General features: G+C 74.4%; 19 protein-coding genes. 1 reads left to right on the forward strand and 18 read right to left on the reverse strand.

Annotated features, from left to right (window positions below; all coding sequences use genetic code 11):
• Positions 1–9: 9 nt before the first annotated feature.
• From ADK52_RS33100 to ADK52_RS44130, 7 genes are read right to left on the reverse strand one after another with little or no spacing between them, the layout of a single operon-like run.
• On the reverse strand, positions 10–1,848 hold the full coding sequence (locus tag ADK52_RS33100) for a complex I subunit 5 family protein (protein WP_053693554.1): 1,839 nt from the start codon (positions 1,846–1,848) through the stop codon (positions 10–12).
• A 4-nt stretch (positions 1,849–1,852) separates the two neighbouring features.
• Positions 1,853–2,200 carry a sodium:proton antiporter gene (locus ADK52_RS33105; RefSeq protein ID WP_053693555.1) on the reverse strand — a complete coding sequence of 116 codons (348 nt, stop codon included), beginning with the start codon at positions 2,198–2,200 and terminating at the stop codon, positions 1,853–1,855.
• Positions 2,200–2,970, reverse strand: coding sequence for an MnhB domain-containing protein (locus ADK52_RS33110; RefSeq protein WP_053693556.1), 771 nt, complete (start codon positions 2,968–2,970; stop codon positions 2,200–2,202). The genes ADK52_RS33105 and ADK52_RS33110 overlap by 1 nt, the downstream gene beginning before the upstream one ends.
• Positions 2,967–3,257 (reverse strand): Na(+)/H(+) antiporter subunit B, encoded by a 291-nt coding sequence (locus ADK52_RS33115; RefSeq protein ID WP_053693557.1) that lies wholly within the window; start codon positions 3,255–3,257, stop codon positions 2,967–2,969. The genes ADK52_RS33110 and ADK52_RS33115 overlap by 4 nt, the downstream gene beginning before the upstream one ends.
• Positions 3,250–3,555 (reverse strand): monovalent cation/H(+) antiporter subunit G, encoded by a 306-nt coding sequence (locus tag ADK52_RS33120; protein WP_053693558.1) that lies wholly within the window; start codon positions 3,553–3,555, stop codon positions 3,250–3,252. The genes ADK52_RS33115 and ADK52_RS33120 overlap by 8 nt, the downstream gene beginning before the upstream one ends.
• A 1-nt stretch (position 3,556) precedes the next feature.
• Positions 3,557–3,847, reverse strand: coding sequence for a monovalent cation/H+ antiporter complex subunit F (locus ADK52_RS33125; RefSeq protein WP_053693559.1), 291 nt, complete (start codon positions 3,845–3,847; stop codon positions 3,557–3,559).
• Positions 3,844–4,338 (reverse strand): hypothetical protein, encoded by a 495-nt coding sequence (locus tag ADK52_RS44130; RefSeq protein WP_053693560.1) that lies wholly within the window; start codon positions 4,336–4,338, stop codon positions 3,844–3,846. The genes ADK52_RS33125 and ADK52_RS44130 overlap by 4 nt, the downstream gene beginning before the upstream one ends.
• 193 nt (positions 4,339–4,531) lie before the next feature.
• Between ADK52_RS44130 and ADK52_RS33135 the strand changes: the two genes are divergently transcribed.
• Positions 4,532–5,371: a class II glutamine amidotransferase gene (locus tag ADK52_RS33135; RefSeq protein WP_053693631.1), complete on the forward strand. Its 840-nt coding sequence runs from the start codon at positions 4,532–4,534 to the stop codon at positions 5,369–5,371.
• A 34-nt stretch (positions 5,372–5,405) separates the two neighbouring features.
• On the opposite strand, the gene hypE is transcribed toward ADK52_RS33135, so the two are convergent.
• The 11 genes from hypE to ADK52_RS33185 form a co-directional block, all read right to left on the reverse strand.
• Positions 5,406–6,467 carry a hydrogenase expression/formation protein HypE gene (gene hypE / locus ADK52_RS33140; protein WP_053693632.1) on the reverse strand — a complete coding sequence of 354 codons (1,062 nt, stop codon included), beginning with the start codon at positions 6,465–6,467 and terminating at the stop codon, positions 5,406–5,408.
• A gap of 4 nt (positions 6,468–6,471) precedes the next feature.
• Positions 6,472–7,608 (reverse strand): hydrogenase formation protein HypD, encoded by a 1,137-nt coding sequence (hypD, locus tag ADK52_RS33145; protein ID WP_053693561.1) that lies wholly within the window; start codon positions 7,606–7,608, stop codon positions 6,472–6,474.
• A complete protein-coding gene (locus tag ADK52_RS33150; RefSeq protein WP_078988783.1) occupies positions 7,605–7,934 on the reverse strand; it encodes a HypC/HybG/HupF family hydrogenase formation chaperone in 330 nt (109 codons plus the stop codon). Before ADK52_RS33150 ends, hypD begins: the two co-directional genes overlap by 4 nt.
• Entirely contained in the window at positions 7,903–10,308 is a 2,406-nt protein-coding gene (hypF, locus tag ADK52_RS33155) for a carbamoyltransferase HypF (protein WP_053693563.1), read from the reverse strand. The genes ADK52_RS33150 and hypF overlap by 32 nt, the downstream gene beginning before the upstream one ends.
• On the reverse strand, positions 10,308–11,225 hold the full coding sequence (gene hypB / locus ADK52_RS33160; protein ID WP_078988784.1) for a hydrogenase nickel incorporation protein HypB: 918 nt from the start codon (positions 11,223–11,225) through the stop codon (positions 10,308–10,310). Before hypB ends, hypF begins: the two co-directional genes overlap by 1 nt.
• A gap of 3 nt (positions 11,226–11,228) precedes the next feature.
• Positions 11,229–11,660, reverse strand: a complete 432-nt coding sequence (locus ADK52_RS33165) for a hydrogenase maturation nickel metallochaperone HypA (RefSeq protein ID WP_053693564.1) — start codon at positions 11,658–11,660, stop codon at positions 11,229–11,231.
• Between the two features lie 162 nt (positions 11,661–11,822).
• Positions 11,823–11,927, reverse strand: a complete 105-nt coding sequence (locus tag ADK52_RS45130) for a DUF6893 family small protein (RefSeq protein WP_420714974.1) — start codon at positions 11,925–11,927, stop codon at positions 11,823–11,825.
• A 9-nt stretch (positions 11,928–11,936) separates the two neighbouring features.
• Positions 11,937–12,485 (reverse strand): hydrogenase maturation protease, encoded by a 549-nt coding sequence (locus ADK52_RS33170; RefSeq protein ID WP_053693565.1) that lies wholly within the window; start codon positions 12,483–12,485, stop codon positions 11,937–11,939.
• The gene (locus tag ADK52_RS33175; RefSeq protein WP_053693566.1) at positions 12,482–13,912 is read right to left on the reverse strand and encodes a hypothetical protein; all 1,431 of its coding nucleotides are present in this window, start codon (positions 13,910–13,912) and stop codon (positions 12,482–12,484) included. The genes ADK52_RS33170 and ADK52_RS33175 overlap by 4 nt, the downstream gene beginning before the upstream one ends.
• The gene (locus ADK52_RS33180) at positions 13,909–14,610 is read right to left on the reverse strand and encodes a DUF6084 family protein (protein ID WP_053693567.1); all 702 of its coding nucleotides are present in this window, start codon (positions 14,608–14,610) and stop codon (positions 13,909–13,911) included. Before ADK52_RS33180 ends, ADK52_RS33175 begins: the two co-directional genes overlap by 4 nt.
• On the reverse strand, positions 14,607–15,224 hold the full coding sequence (locus ADK52_RS33185; protein WP_053693633.1) for a DUF5947 family protein: 618 nt from the start codon (positions 15,222–15,224) through the stop codon (positions 14,607–14,609). The genes ADK52_RS33180 and ADK52_RS33185 overlap by 4 nt, the downstream gene beginning before the upstream one ends.
• Between the last annotated feature and the right edge of the window lie 2 nt (positions 15,225–15,226).

The following is a 15,226-nucleotide window of genomic DNA, read 5'->3' on the forward strand; positions in this document are numbered from 1 at the left end:
CGCACGCACTTACGCCTGCAGGGCCACCGCCAGCAGCAGGGCGGCCACGCCCACGGCCAGCCAGGCCAGGTAGTCCCCGACCAGCCCCGAATGCAGGCGGCGCAGCGGCAGGACCGCGGCGGCCGCCGCCCCGCGCGCGCCCGCGCCGCCCGGCCACCACAGCGCGGCCCCGGCCAGCAGGCACGCCAGGACTGCCGAGGCCAGGCCGAGCACCGCGCCCGCCGCGGTCCACTCCGTCGGGAGGGCCTCCGCGGCCGCACCGCCGCCCGGGGTCCCTGCCCCGCCCGCGGCGGCGGCGTAGCCGGCCCGGTCCGTGAAGAGCGCCGCGCCGTGGCCGAGACTCTCCGCGACCGCCGGAACCGTGCCGACGAGCAGCCCCAGGAAGAGCAGTACCGCCGGCACCACGACCATGGGCGGGTGCGGTGCCTTCCGCGGCTCCCGGACCTCCGGCTCCTCCCCCTCCCCACTGGTCTCGGCGTCTGCGGGCGCCGGGCTCGGGGGCCGTCCCGCGCCCCAAAAAATCCGGGCGGCCGCGCGCAGCAGCGTGCCGCCGGTCACCGCCGAGGTCAGGAGGAACACCGGCAGCAGCACGGTCCCCGCCGCCTCCTCGCCGAGCGCCTTGCCCAGACCCGCGCCGAACGGCGGGAGACCGGCCAGGACCAGGGCGCCGAGGGCGAACAGCAGGCCGACGGCCCGCAGGGCGCGCGCCTTGCCGTGGAGGCCGCGCTCGTCCACCGATCCGTACTGGTCGAGCAGGACTCCGCACAGCCCGAAGAGCGCCGCCTTCGCGCAGCCGTGGCCGGCCACGTACACGGCCGTGGCGCAGGTGCCCGCCGGGGTGAGCAGGGCGATGCCGACGAGGAACAGCCCCACGTGGCTGACGGTGGAGAAGGCCAGCATCCGCTTCAGGTGCCGCTGCGGCCAGCACATGAGGGCGCCGAGCAGCGCGGTGACGACGCCGACCGCGACGAAGGTGGTGCGGAAGGCGGTGTGCGGGATCCCGCCGGGACCCGAGAACACCGCCCAGTACACGCGGGCGGCCCCGTACACGCCGAGCTCGACCATGACCCCGGACATCAGCATGCAGACCGGGGTCGGCGCGACGGAATGGGCGTCGGGGAGCCAGAAGTGGAACGGCACGGCCGCCGCCTTCACCAGGAACGCGGTGACGACGAGGACGAAGGCGACGACCGTCAGGGCGTCGGTGGGCTGCCCGGCGAGCCGCTCCCCCAGGCGGGCCAGGTTGAGCTCGCCGGTGCGCGCGTACAGCATCGCGATGCCGAGGAGGGCGCCGTACGCGGCGAAGGACGTGACGATCCCGAAGGTGAGGGCGCCCTGGAGCGGTCTCGGGTCCTCGATGCGGTAGCCGGTCAGGGCGAACGCGGCGACGCTCATGAGCTCGAAGAAGACGAAGGCGTTGAACAGGTCGGCCGTCAGCGCGAAGCCGACCATGCCCGCCTCGAAGAGCAGGATCAGCGCGGGGAAGACCCCGGCCCGGTCACCGGCCGGTTCGTCGAAGTAGCGCCAGGAGTAGACGATCACGGCGAGCACGAGCGTCGAGGCGAGCAGGGCGAGTCCGGTGCCGAGCGGGTCGGCGAGCAGGACGATCCCGATGTCCGCGGGGTGCCCGCCGATCCGGACGCCCGCCGCGAACCCCGCTCCGGCTCCCGCCCGCTCCGCGGTGTGCGGCCACAGGGCGACCAGGCAGCCCAGGTCGGCCGCCGCGGCCGCGGTGGCGAGGAGGTCGCAGCCGAGCCGGGGCAGCCACCGGCCGGCCACGGCCAGCAGGACGGCGCCGATCAGCGGGACCGCCACGGCCAGCGGCAGGAGCGCCTCGGCGTCCGCCACGGCCTCAGCCCTTGAGCGCGGTGAGCGCCTGGGGGTCGACCGTTCCGTGGCGCTTGCGCAGTTGGATGGTGAGGGCGAGCAGGAGGGCGGTCACGGTGGCGCCGACCACGATGTCCGTGAGGGTCAGGGCCTGGACGACGGGATCGACGACGGGCCGGCTGCCGGGTACGAGGTCGCCGTACACGGGGGCGGTGGCCCCGCGGCGGTACCCGACGCCCAGCAGCATCAGGTACGTGGACGACTGGGCGACGGCGAGGCAGCCGATCGCGTGGATCAGGTTGCGGCTGGTCACCAGGCCGTACAGGGCGATCAGCAGCACCCATCCGGCGGCCAGGAAGGGCAGGGCGGCCATCATGTGTCGTCCTCCGGGATCTCGTCGTCCTCGTGGATCTCGACGTCCTCGTGGATCTCGACGGCCTGGTCGAGGAAATGGGCGAGCAGCACGATCAGGCCCGAGCCCACCTCGACGCCGACGGCCGCGTTGAAGAGCGGGACCATGCCGCCCGAGGTGATCTGGTTGAACGCGCCGAAGGGCAGGACGTTCTCCAGGAAAGCCCCGCCGGCCGCGAGGCCCACCAGGCCCAGCGCCGTGAACGACACCGCCCCCAGCGCGTCGGTGACATCGAGGGCGGCGAGCGGCCGAACCCGTTCCAAGACCCGGTAGTCGGCGGCGAGATAGGCCAGGTGGAGGGCGGTGGCGAGGACGACCCCGCCCTGGAAGCCGCCGCCGGGCGTGAGCTGCCCGTGGGCCACCAGGTACACGCCCACGACGAGGGCGACGGGCAGCAGGACGGTCCCGAACAGCCGGGTGGTGGGCAGGGCCCGCTCGGTCCGGGGCGGTGCCTTGCGCTCGTCACGGGCGAGGCGCAGCAGCAGGGTCGACGCGAGGACGGTGACGAAGAGGATCGACTCCTCACCGAGGGTGTCGAGGGCCCGGAGGTCGAAGTTGATCGAGGACACCACGTTGGCGGTGTGGTGGGCCAGCGCGGCGGCCACCGCACGGTCCCCGTACGGGTGGTGGTCCGTGCCGAAGGCGGGCAGCCTCGGGCAGGCGGCGGTGAAGAAGCCGGCGAACACCGCGGCGGCGCAGCCGAGGAGGACCAGCCGGGTCCGGTCCTTCACGGGCGCCCCTGCGGGCCGCGCCGCGCGTGCCGGGGTTCGGGCTCCTCGGCGGGTCTGCGGCGGATCTTGCGCGCCGCGAGCAGGATCAGCAGCGGTGTCAGTGCCGTGCCGACCGCGAGCTGCGAGAGCGCCACGTCAGGGGCCTGGAGCACGAGGAAGAGGAGGGTCAGCGCGAGCCCGAGCACCGCGAGGGCCGCGGCCTGCCGCACGGGTTCCCGGCACAGGACGGCCAGGGTCGCGGCCACCACGACGAGCAGCAGGGCCACGGCGATCAGGGCGTCATCCATGGCGGCCCCGCCCCTCCTCGTCCGCGGTGGCCTTGCCGATGGCGATGGTGGTCACGGTCCCGCCGACGGCGAGCAGCAGCCCGATCAGCAGGGTCTTCGCGGCTGCCCGCCCGGCGCCCTGCTCCAGGGCCACGGCGCAGGTGATCAGCGGTACGCCGAGCCCGTTGGCCGGGGCCAGCGCGTGCAGCCGCGCGAGGCTCCCGCGCCCGCGCAGGAGCACCAGCGCTCCCGCCGCCGCGAGCAGGCAGGCGACGCCCAGCCAGAGCAGGACCGCCGCCACGGCGTGTACGGCCGCCACCTCAGCCGTCCTCGCCGGACGGGCCGGAGTCGGCTCCGGCGAAGCGGGTGAAGACGAGGACCCCGGCCGGGGAGAGCACCGCGAACACGAGCGCGACGTCCTGGTACGACGGGCGGCCGTACGCCATCGGCAGCAGCAGGAGGACGGCGCCGGTCACCGTGCCCGCCAGGCAGAGGCCTGCCAGCCGGCCGACGGCGCTGCCGCGGGAGGCCGCCCACAGTCCGGCCGGCCAGGCGGCGGCGAGCAGGACCAGCGCGGCCGCCGACCAGGCGTGCGCAGGGACGGCGCTCACCGCGCACCGTCCCGGCGGGCCACCGCGCGTTCCGGCCCGCCGCCCGGCGCCGCTGCGAAACTGTGGACGACGGCCTCCGCGCGCCCCTCCGGCAGGTCGGTCACGCAGGTGTCCGCGGACCATCCGAGCACCACCCCGGCCCAGCCCGGATCCGCCCCGTCGCGCAGCGGGATCCGCCGGATCCTGCCCGCCGCCGGTCGGTGTCCCCGCCCCGTTCCCCGTCCTGGTCCCCGTCCGGTCGCGAAGCCCGAAAGCGCGGCGAGGCCCCGGACGGCTGCGAGCGGCAGCCCGGCAACCGCCCGCGGCGCCCCGGCGGTTCCGCGCACCCGCACGTCCGCCGCCCGCCGCATGAACCGTACGACCACGGCCGCACCGGCCGCCGCGACACCGGCCACCAGGAGTTCCACGGGGCCCAGGGAGCTGATCAACACCACCGTCACCCCCATCAGCACCGCCCACCACACGAGGATCTCGACCGCCGCGCCGCGCACCTGTCTCCCCTTCCCTGGGCCGCAGACACAGATTCTCGGCACCGCTCCGCCGCCCGCCCCCCGGTCCGGCGCCCGGCGCGGGAGATGCCACCCGTCCGGCGCAAGCACATGGCGGGCGGGCGTGTCAAGGCGCGAGGCGGCGGGAGGGCGGCCGCGATAGGCTCGTACAGGGCGCAGGAGAGGGATGATGCGGATGTGTCGCTGGCTCGCCTACTCCGGTTCGCCGATGCTGCTCGACGCGGTTCTCTACCAGCCGGAACACTCGCTGATCGATCAGAGCCTGCACGCCCGGATGGGCGTCGAGTCGACGAACGGCGACGGGTTCGGCATCGGCTGGTACAGCGCCGACGGCGACGGCACACCGGCGATCTTCCGGGACATCGGACCGGCCTGGAACAACCGCAACCTCCGGGAACTGGCCGCGCACGTCCGCTCCACGCTGTTCTTCGCGCACGTCCGTGCCTCCACCGGCTCGGCCATTCAGCAGACGAACTGCCACCCGTTCCGTCACGGCCGCTGGCTGTGGATGCACAACGGCGCCATCACCGACTTCCACCGCCTCCAGCGCGATCTGTGCATGGCCGTCGACCCCGCGCTGTTCCCGTGCATCGAGGGCTCCACGGATTCCGAGGTGATGTTCTACCTGGCCGTCACCTACGGCCTCGACCAGGACCCCCCCGGCGCGGTCGCCCGGATGACGGGCCTCGTGGAGCGCGTCGGCAAGGAGCACGGCGTCGCCGACCCGATGCAGATGACGATCGCGGTCAGCGACGGCGAGCGCGTCTGGGCCTTCCGCTACTCCAGCGCGGGCACGTCGCGTTCGCTGTACTACAGCAGCAGGGCCGACACGGTGCGGCAGCTGTACCCGGAGCTGCCGTTCCTGCGGGAGGTCTCGGACGCGACGCGGCTGGTCGTCTCCGAACCGCTCGGCGACCTCCCGGGGGTGTGGAACGAGCTCCCCGAGGCCAGCTATGCGGTCCTGCCCTCCGCGGCCACGGAGGACTACCTCCCCTTCATCCCCGAGCTCCCCTGAGCTCACCGGATCGCCGCCGCGCGGGGTCCCGGCGTCAGCAGATGCGGGGCAGTTGCTCTCCGATCGGCAGGTCGACCACGCGGGTGCCGCCGAGGCCGGTGCGGGCCACCACCAGGCCGGGGTGGGCCTCGACCGCCTCGCCGATCACCGTGGCGCCGCGGCCCAGCGGGTGCGCGCGCATCGCGTCGAGGACGGCGTCGGCGTGCTCCCGGGGCACGAACGCGACCAGCTTGCCCTCGTTGGCCACGTAGAACGGGTCGAGGCCGAGGATCGCGCAGGCGTTGCCGACGGCCTCCGGGACCGGCACCCGGCCCTCGTGGATGACGACCCCGGTGCCCGAGGCGGCCGCGATCTCGTTCAGGGCGGCCGCCAGCCCGCCGCGCGTGGGGTCGCGCAGGACGTGCAGGTCGGGGGTGACCGCGAGCATGGCCTGGACGAGCCCGCCCAGCGGCGCGCAGTCGCTCTTGACGTCCACCCCGAATTCGAGGCCTTCGCGGACGCTCATGATGGCCACGCCGTGCAGGCCGATCTCCCCGCTGACGATGACGACATCGCCCGGTACGACGCGCTGGGGGCGCAGGTCCACCCCGTCGGGGATCAGCCCGATGCCGGCCGTGTTGAGGTAGATGCCGTCGCCGTGGCCGGCCTCCACGACCTTGGTGTCGCCGGTGGCCACCTCGACGCCCGCGGCCCGCGCGGCCGCGCCGAGGTCCTCGGAGACCCGGGCCACCACGGAGAGTTCGACGCCCTCCTCCAGGATGAACCCGCACGAGAGGTAGGCGGCGCGGGCGCCGCTCATGGCCAGGTCGTTGACCGTGCCGTTGACGGCGAGGTCGCCGATGCTGCCGCCGGGGAAGAACAGCGGCCGCACCACGTACGAATCGGTCGAGAAGGCGAGGCGGGCCCCGCCCAGGGTGACCGCGGCGGAGTCGCCGAGCCCGGCGAGCACCTCACCGCCGAAGGCCGGAGCGAAGATGTGCTGGACGAGCTCGGCGGAGAGCGCTCCGCCGCCTCCGTGGCCCATCACCACCCGGGGGCGGTCCCGCAGCGGGGCCGGACACGTCCAGCCCGTCACGTCGAGTACGGCGTCGGACAGGGCTTCAGACAACGGGGCTCGCCTCCAGCGGTGCGGTCCGGGCGGCCGGCGCGAGGTCGAGGCGCCGGTAGAGGTAGTACGCGGCGCACGCGCCCTCGCTGGAGACCATCGTGGCGCCGAGCGGGGTGCGCGGGGTGCAGGTGGTGCCGAAGGCCTCGCACTCGTGCGGCTTGATCAGGCCCTGGAGGACCTCTCCGCTGCGGCACTCGGCGGGTTCCTGCGTGGCGATGCCGGTCACGGAGAAGCGGTGCTCTGCGTCGTAGTCGCGGTAGCGGGCGGACAGCCGCCAGCCGCTGCGGGGGATGACGCCGATGCCGCGCCAGGCGCGGTCGGTGACCTCGAAGACGTCCTCCAGCATGGCGAGGGCGGCCGGGTTCCCCTCCGGGCGCACGGCGCGCGCGTAGGCGTTGTCGACGGTGTGCTCGCCCCGCTCCAGCTGCCCCACCGCCCGGCGTACGCCTTCGAGGATGTCCAGCGGCTCGAATCCGGTGACCACGATGGGGACCCGGTGGCGCGCGGCCAGCTCCGGGTACTCCCCCATCCCCATCACGCTGCACACGTGCCCGGCGGCGAGGAAGCCCTGGACCCGGCAGCTCGGGGAGGTCATGATCGCCTCGATGGCCGGGGGCACCCTGACGTGGGAGACGAGCAGGCTGAAGTTGGGGATGCCGAGTCTCTTGGCCTGATGGACCGTCATGGCATTGGGCGGCGCGGTGGTTTCGAAGCCGATGCCGAAGAACACCACCTCGCGCGCCGGGTTCTGCTGAGCGATCCGCAGGGCGTCGAGCGGGGAGTACACCACCCGAACGTCGCCGCCCTCGCTGCGCACCTGGAACAGGTCCCGGCCCGATCCGGGCACGCGGAGCATGTCGCCGAACGAGCAGAAGATGACCTCGGGGCGGGAGGCGATCTCCAGCGCCTTGTCGATGACCTCCAGCGGGGTCACGCACACCGGACAGCCCGGCCCGTGGATCAACTCGATCTGCTCGGGCAGCAGTTGGTCGATCCCGTGCCGGATGATGGTGTGCGTCTGGCCGCCGCAGACCTCCATCAGCGCCCAGGGCCGGGTGACGGTGGAGTGGATGTCGTCGAGCAGGCGGCGCGCCAGCTCGGGGTCCTGGAATTCCTCGATGTACTTCACTGCTGCTGCGCCTCCTGCTGCACGGTGTCTTCCGTGAAGGGCCAGTCCGATACGCCCGCCTCGGCCGCCGCCCGCTCCCAGGGGTCGCCGAACTCCTCCTGGAGCATGCCGAGTTGGGCGAAGAGTTCGAGGGTCTGCCGGGCCGACTCCTCGTCGAGGCGCTGGAGCGCGAAGCCGACGTGGACGATGGCGTACTCGCCGACCTGGAGGTCCGGCAGGTACTCCAGGCACACCTCTTTGACCACACCGCCGAAATCGACGGTCGCCATGCGGGTGCCGTCCTTCTCCCCGATGTCAAGCACTCTGCCGGGTACCGCCAGGCACATGGCCCTCTCCTTGCTGTGGGTGTTGCGGGGCGCAGGCCGCCACCATGAGCTGGCCGAGGGCCAGCCCCCCGTCGTTCGGCGGGACGCGGTGGTGGCGCAGGACGGTGAAGCCGCGCTCGCGCAGGAGGCGGGCGCAGGCGGAGGAGAGCACGGTGTTGGCGAAGACCCCGCCGGTCAGGGCGACGGTGTCGAGCCCGTGCCGCTCGCGCGCGAGGACGGCCAGCGTGCCCACGAGGTCGGCGACGGCCGCGTGGAAGCGGGCGGCGACCACGCCGGGCCCGAGGCCCGCGCGTACGTCGCGGACCACCGCCGCCAGCACGGGGGCCGGGTCCGCGGCCAGCGGGGCTTCGCGGCCGCCGGGCGCGGAGGGCCGCAGGGCGAACGCGTAGTCGGGACCGGCGTCCGCCCCGCCCCCCGGGCCGCTTCCGCTCGCGGTGAGCGCCGCGCCCTCCAGCTCGATGGCGGCCTGGGCCTCGTACCCGGCGTGGTGGCAGATGCCCGCCAGGGAGGAGACGGCATCGAAGAGGCGGCCCATGCTGGACGTCGGTACGCAGTGCAGGTTCCGCTCCAACTGACGCCGGAGCAGCCGTAGTTCCTCGGGCGGGCAGGCCGCCGTGCAGGGCAGGTCCGGGTCCCAGCCGAGACCTGCGGCGCGCAGGTGGGACAGGGCCATCCGGTACGGCCGGTGCACTGCCGCGTCGCCGCCCGGCAGCGGGACGTAGGCGAGGTGCGCGAACCGGGTGTAGCCGGCGTAGTCCGCCAGCAGCACCTCCCCGCCCCAGACCGCCCCGTCGTCGCCGTATCCGGTGCCGTCGAACGCGACGCCGATCACCTTGCGGGTGCCGCTCCGGCCGTGTTCGGCCATCGCGGACGCGATGTGCGCGTGGTGGTGCTGGACTCCGAGGACCGGACGGCCGCCGGCCCGGCCGCGGACCAGGCGGCCCGAGCGGTAGCCGGGGTGCCGGTCCACGGCGAGCAGCCCGGGCGTGACGCCGGTGATGGACTCCAGCTGCTGCTCGGCGCGTTCGAAGGCGTACTGCGTGGCCAGGTCGTCCATGTCGCCGATGTGCGCCGACAGCCAGGCCCGGCGGTCCGCGCCGAGGCAGAAGGCGTTCTTGAGGTCGCCCCCGGCGGCGAGCGTGGCGGGGACGGACAGCGGCAGCGTGAGGGGCAGCGGGGCGTGGCCGCGGGAGCGGCGGAGGGTCAGCGCCTCGCCGTCGCAGACACGCACCACCGAGTCGTCGCAGGGGACGTGGATGGGCCGGTCGTGGGTGAGCCAGGCGTCGGCGAGCCGGGCCAGCCGGTCCAGGGCCTCCGTGTCGTCGGTGACGATGGGCTCGCCCGACAGGTTGCCGCTGGTCATGACGAGCAGCCGGGGACCGGGCGGGTCCCCGGGGAGCCCGAGCAGCAGATGGTGCACGGGGGTGTAGGGGAGCATCACGCCCAGGTCGGGGCTGCCCGGGGCGACGGCCTCGGCGACGAACTCCGCCGCGCGGGCTCCCGGGCGGCGGCGCAGCAGGACGATGGGCCGGACGGGCCCGGTGAGCAGGGCCCGTTCGGCCGGGCCGAGGTCGACGAGGTGCTCGATGCCGGCGGGGTCGCGGGCCATGAGGGCGAAGGGCTTGTCCCCGCGGGCCTTGCGGCGCCGCAGCTCGGCGACGGCTCCGGCGTGCGCGGCGTCGCAGGCGAGGTGGTAGCCGCCCAGGCCCTTGACCGCGAGGATCGCCCCGTCGGCCAGCATCCGGCGGGCCTCGGCCACCGGGTCGGCGCCGGCCTTCTCGCGCGGCGGCGATCCGGTGAGCAGGCGCAGCCGGGGTCCGCAGTCGGGGCAGGCCACCGGCTGGGCGTGGAAGCGCCGGTCGGCGGGGTCGGCGTACTCGCGGGCGCATGCGGGGCACATGGGGAAGCGGGCCATGGTGGTGTGCGCGCGGTCGTACGGCAGCCCGGTGACGATGGTGAAGCGGGGTCCGCAGTGCGTGCAGGTGATGAAGGGGTGCCGGTGGCGCCGGTCGGCGGGATCGGCGAGCTCCGCGAGGCAGTCGGCGCACGTGGCCACGTCCGGGGAGACGAGGGTGCGGGCGGGGCCGCCGGAGCGGGAGGACACGATGGTGAAGCCGGCGCCGCCGGAGACGGGGACCTCGTGGTGGTCGACGGCGTCGACGACGGCCAGCGGCGGGGCGTCGGCCGCGAGGCGCTCGCAGAAGGCCGATACGGCGGCCGGCGCCCCTTCGACCTCGGCGACGACCCCTTCGGGGGTGTTGGTGACGTGTCCGGCCAGGCCGAGGCCGGTCGCGCGGGTGTAGACGTACGGGCGGAACCCGACGCCCTGCACCACTCCGCGCACGGTGACCCGGCGGCGTTCCACGGCTTCCATCAGCGGGTCGGCACCACGCCGGAGTGCGGGTGCACGGCCCGCGAGACCGAGCCGGGACCGGTGTGGCCGGGACCGCTTTCGGGACCGGGGCCGTGCCCGGGCCCCGGCCCGGGGCCGTGCCCGGCACCGGGTGCGTGGTGGTGGCCGGGTACGTGGTCGTGGTCGTGGTGGTGCCCGGCGGCGTGGTCGTGGACCGGACCCTCGGCGTGGTGATGGTGGTGTGCGGGGGGCTGCTGGGCCATGACCGGGGCGTGTACCGCGCCGCCGGCGCCCACCGCCAGCGCCCGGTCGAGCAGGATGCCGAGGCCCTCGCCACGGCGGGCCGAGGTCAGCACCACTTCCACGCCCGGGTTGACCTGCTGGACGTGGGCGCGGAAGGCGGCCTCGTCGAACTCCACGGCCTGAGCGATGTCCGTCTTCGTCACCACGACGAGCTGGGCCAGCCCGAAGGCCGTCGGGTACTTGAGCGGTTTGTCCTCGCCCTCGGTCACCGAGGCCAGGACCACGCGCAGGGACTCGCCGAGGTCGTACGAGGCGGGGCAGACGAGGTTGCCGACGTTCTCCACGAACAGCAGCCGGGTGTCCTCGGGCAGCCAGCCGTCGAGGTGCCGTCCCAGCATGGCCGCTTCGAGGTGGCAGAGCCCGTCGGTGAGCACCTGCTTGACGGGTACGCCCGAACGCGCCAGCCGCAGCGCGTCGTTCTCGGTCGCGAGGTCGGCGGTGAGGGCGGCGACGGGTACGCCGCGCTCGCGCGCGAGGCCCAGTTCGCGCTCCAGCAGGGCGGTCTTCCCGCTGCCCGGGCTGGAGAGCAGGTTGACCACGGTGGTGCCGCGGGCGGTGAGTTCGGCGCGCAGGGTGTGCGCGGCCGTGTCGTTCTTGGCGAGGACCGCCTGCTTCAGGTCGACCACACGGCACATGGTTCAGCGCTCCTCGGAGATCGGTTCGCGGGCGGGGGCGAGGGCGGGGGCGGGGGCGGTGGTCCGGACGCGGTCGGGGCCGGGGCCTTCCTCCCAGTGCACGCTGAGGATCTGCAGCTCGCGCCCGGTGAGGAGTTCGACGTCCGTCGCCTGCCCGCAGCCGGGGCAGGCCAGCCGGGGCGGCATGCCGACCGCCCAGTCGCCCGTACAGGAACGGCAGTGCGCGCGGGCGGCGACCGGCTCCGTCACGAGCTCGGCGCCTTCGAGGAGCGTTCCCGCGCAGGCCAGTTCGAAGCAGAAGGCGAGGGCGTCGGGCACCACCCCGGCCAGCTCTCCGACCTGGAGCCGGACCGAGGTGACGGCGGTCGCGCCGCCGGCCTCGGCGGCTTCCTCCACCTGGCCCACCACGGCCATGGCGATCGACATCTCGTGCATGGGACTCCGTCCTGCCGGGCCTCATTAGACCGGCCGTCGCCGTACGGGGCGCTCGGGCACGCCGACGCGCCGACGCCCCGTACGCCATTCGGGCGCCGGGGCGGTCGCACGTCAGGGATCGCGGGGATCACAGGTCATGGGTCGTGGGTCACGGGTCACGCGTCACATGCGGCGGATCCTCAGATAGCGCTGGAGGTCGGGGAGCACCACGCACAGTGCGGCGGCGAGGACGGCGACGGCCGTGCCGCCGATGATGGCCTTCTTCATGGGTTCTCCTCAGTTGGCGGCGGCGCTCTGTTCTTCGTCGAGCGGCCTGTCTTCTTCGAGCGGCTCCTGGTCCGGGCGGCGGACCAGGTCCAGGACCATCCGTACGGCCTCCGGCACCGCTGCGGCCACCGGCGCGCTCAGGCCGATGCCCTCCTCCAGACAGCCGGGTTCGCAGCCGACGACCCAGATCCGCCGGGGCGGCGCGGTGCCGGTTCCGGCGCACAGGGTGTCCAGCAGGGCGAGCACCGCGTCGGGCGACATCTGGTGCCCGTCGAGTACGGGGCCCTGCGGGGCGAGGGAGCCGGGCTCGGCGGCCTCGATCAGGTACAGGGTGCCGGGGGCTCCGCCGCGGGCGGTGGCGTCCACCAGGACGAGCGTGTCGTAGCCGTCGAGCAACTGGTAGGCGAGGTGGACCCCGCGTACGCCGATGTCCACCACCTCGGCGTGCTCGGGCAGCGCGTGCCCGGGCCCGGCCAGCATCCGGACGGTCTCGACGCCGAAGCCGTCGTCGCCCAGGAAGACGTTGCCGATGCCGGCGATCAGGATGCGGCCGCTCACGCGCCCTCCAGGGGGGCGACCTCGTCGGGCTGGAAGTAGAGGAACCGGCCCTGTTCGCGCCGGATGTCGGCGCCCGGGTCCCCTTCGACGGTGACGGCCAGGTGCACTCCGCCGTCCACGTCGTGGAGGACGGCCTCGACCTGGGCGGCCGCACCCTGGAGGAACAGGTCCTGGGCGTCGGTGCGCCGCAGGCCCGGCCGCAGGACCACGCGGCTGCCGGGGCCCACCGAGGTCCCGTCGATCAGGATGCGGTCGCGGGCCGGACCGGCGGGATCCGCGTGCTCCGGGTCCCACCAGGGGGTGTCCGGCTTGAACACGGCGTCCTCGTCGAAGAGTTCGCCGAAGGAATCGGGGGTGGGCGCACCGGGGTCGGTGATCTCGCGGAGCGCCCGGACCGCGCCGTGCAGGCGTTCCAGCACCTCGGGCGGCATGGACTCGGCCAGGTCGATGACGGCGGCCGCGCGGGCGTCGGTGCCGCGGGCCTCCCGCTTCTCCTGGTCGGTCAGGGCCGCCGTGCGCAGGGCGAGGATCTCGTCGATCTCGGTGGCGTCGTACATGGCCCCGATGGACTCGGGCGCGATGCCGGGGTGGTCCTCCAGGATGATCGGCGAGGACAGCACCACGTCGCCGCTGCCGGGTTCGCCGGCGAGGACCGGCCAGGTGTGCCGGTTGGCACAGGTGGCGACGGAGGCCTTGGCCCACTCGGGCGGGTCGGTCATCGAGAGGAAGGATCCGGCGCTGAGGCCCAGCAGGAGGTGGGCCGCCACCAGCGAGCGGGGCAGCACGACGTCGCGGTCGGCGCGGGCGGCTCCTTCGGTGTCCGGCGTCCAGTCGCTCGTGTTCTCGACCACCGCCGTGAGCTTGAACGCCCGGTACGGGACGTCCAGTTGCTCGGCGCGCAGTCGCAGCACCCCGTCGGCGCGCTCGGTGCGCCGGACCAGGCGGCCGACCTCCCGGCCGTCGGCGCCGAGGACCGGTTCGGTCTCCTCGCGGGCGGGGCGGACGAAGGGCAGAGAGACCTCGCCCTCCTCCAACTCGGAGACGGGGACGGTCATTTCGACCCGCTCCTCGGTCCCCTCGTCCCACGGGACCAGGACCCTGTCGGGCAGGTTCAGTTCGGGCACGGCCGTGAACGAGCCGTCCGTGCGGGCCTCTTCGACCGTACGCCGCTGCGCGTGCAGGAAGCGCAGCTCGACGGCGAGGGTGGCCGCGCCGCGCGGTTCCATGACCACTTCAGTGCGCTGGAACGAGTGCTCCCCGTGCGCGGGGCCCCATGCGGGCGGGACCAGGACGCCGAACTGCCAGCGCAGCCGGTTCTTCGCCGCCGAGGCCCGGTACGGGTAGAGGACGTAGCCCTCGAAGAGGACGGCGTCGGCCACCTGCCGGGCGACGGCGAAGCGCGATTCGGGCAGGGCCGTCGTGGTCATGGCGCGGTCCTCTCGGCGGCCCGCGGCAGTACGGCGCCGGCCCAGGCGGGGTCCGGGGGCGGCGGCTCGGCGGCCGACACCGCGTCCAGCAGGGCCCGTACGGTTGCCTCCCAGGAGGCGAGCGCGTGGCGGGAGCGGTAGGCGAGCAGCTCCGCCATGGTGTCGCGGGGCAGCCGCAGCCAGCCGCAGCCGGGGAAGTGCTGTTCGACCATCTCCCGCCACACCTCGGCGGGCATCCGGAACGGGGCTTCGCGGTCCCAGGGAACGGGCTCGACCTGGAAGCCCCCGGCCCCGGTGAAGGCCGTGCCGGAGAACAGCATCAGCAGCGGTGCCTCGCCGTCCTCCAGCGCACTGAGGTAGCGGCCGGAGGCGATGTCCATGTCGTACGAGCACGGCACGACGACGTCGGTCTCGGTCTCCCCGGTGAAGCTGGGGACCATCACCGAGACCTGGGCGAACTGGAGGGGCTGGAGGGTGGTCCCCCAGCGGGCCCGCTCGCCGAACAGGTCGTGGAGCGCGGCGGCTTCGCCGGTGCCGTAGCCGCGCTTGGCCGGCTCGATGCGGATCTGGCAGCGCAGGGCGAGGGCGTGGACGCGCTTGTCGGGGGCGGTGGTGATGCGCAGCCGGAAGACCAGGGTGGGGCCGGCCGCGTACGCGTCGGCGCGCACCCCGGTGCAGGAGAAGGAGAAGTCGGTCACGGACGCCCCTCCCCCGCCCCGGCCGGGACCTTGGCCCTGCGCTCCACCTGTGCGAAGAAGGCGTTCAGCGCGGCGCGGGCCTCGGCCCCGCCGTCGAATCCCTGCCACAGCAGCCGCATCCGCCCCACCAGCTCGTAGCAGATGTCGATGGGGACGAGGTAGCACTCGGTGCGGCCCTCGGTCCGGCGCAGCAGCAGTGCCTCCACGTCGGGTTCGAGCAGCGCGGCGAGCGCCCCGCCGCCGAGTACGTCCTGCCAGGTGGCCGGGTCCAGTTCGCTCTCGGTGGCGCCGGCCGGGCTCGGGTAGAGCGCGACCAGCCGGTCGAGGGCGGCGTTGCGGAAGAAGAAGGCGACGCCGACCGGGATCTGGAGCTGCTCCCAGGCGCCCTCGCCGAGCCGGTGGTCCGGGTCGGTGAGGTAGCGGTCGGGTACGGCGCGGTAGCGCCCGGTGGCGGCGCCGGGCCGGTCGAAGAGGAGGGCGCAGGCGGTGCAGGCGCAGACCAGCGCCCGCTTCTCGACCTCCACCAGGTGGCGGTGGCCGTCCTCGGGGACCGCCACCGCGCACAGTTCGCAGCGCTCGGGCCGGGGCGGCCGGGGCCCCGTGAACCGGCGCAGGC

This window comes from Streptomyces sp. WM6372 (assembly GCF_001279655.1).
In the GTDB taxonomy this organism is placed as follows: domain Bacteria; phylum Actinomycetota; class Actinomycetes; order Streptomycetales; family Streptomycetaceae; genus Streptomyces.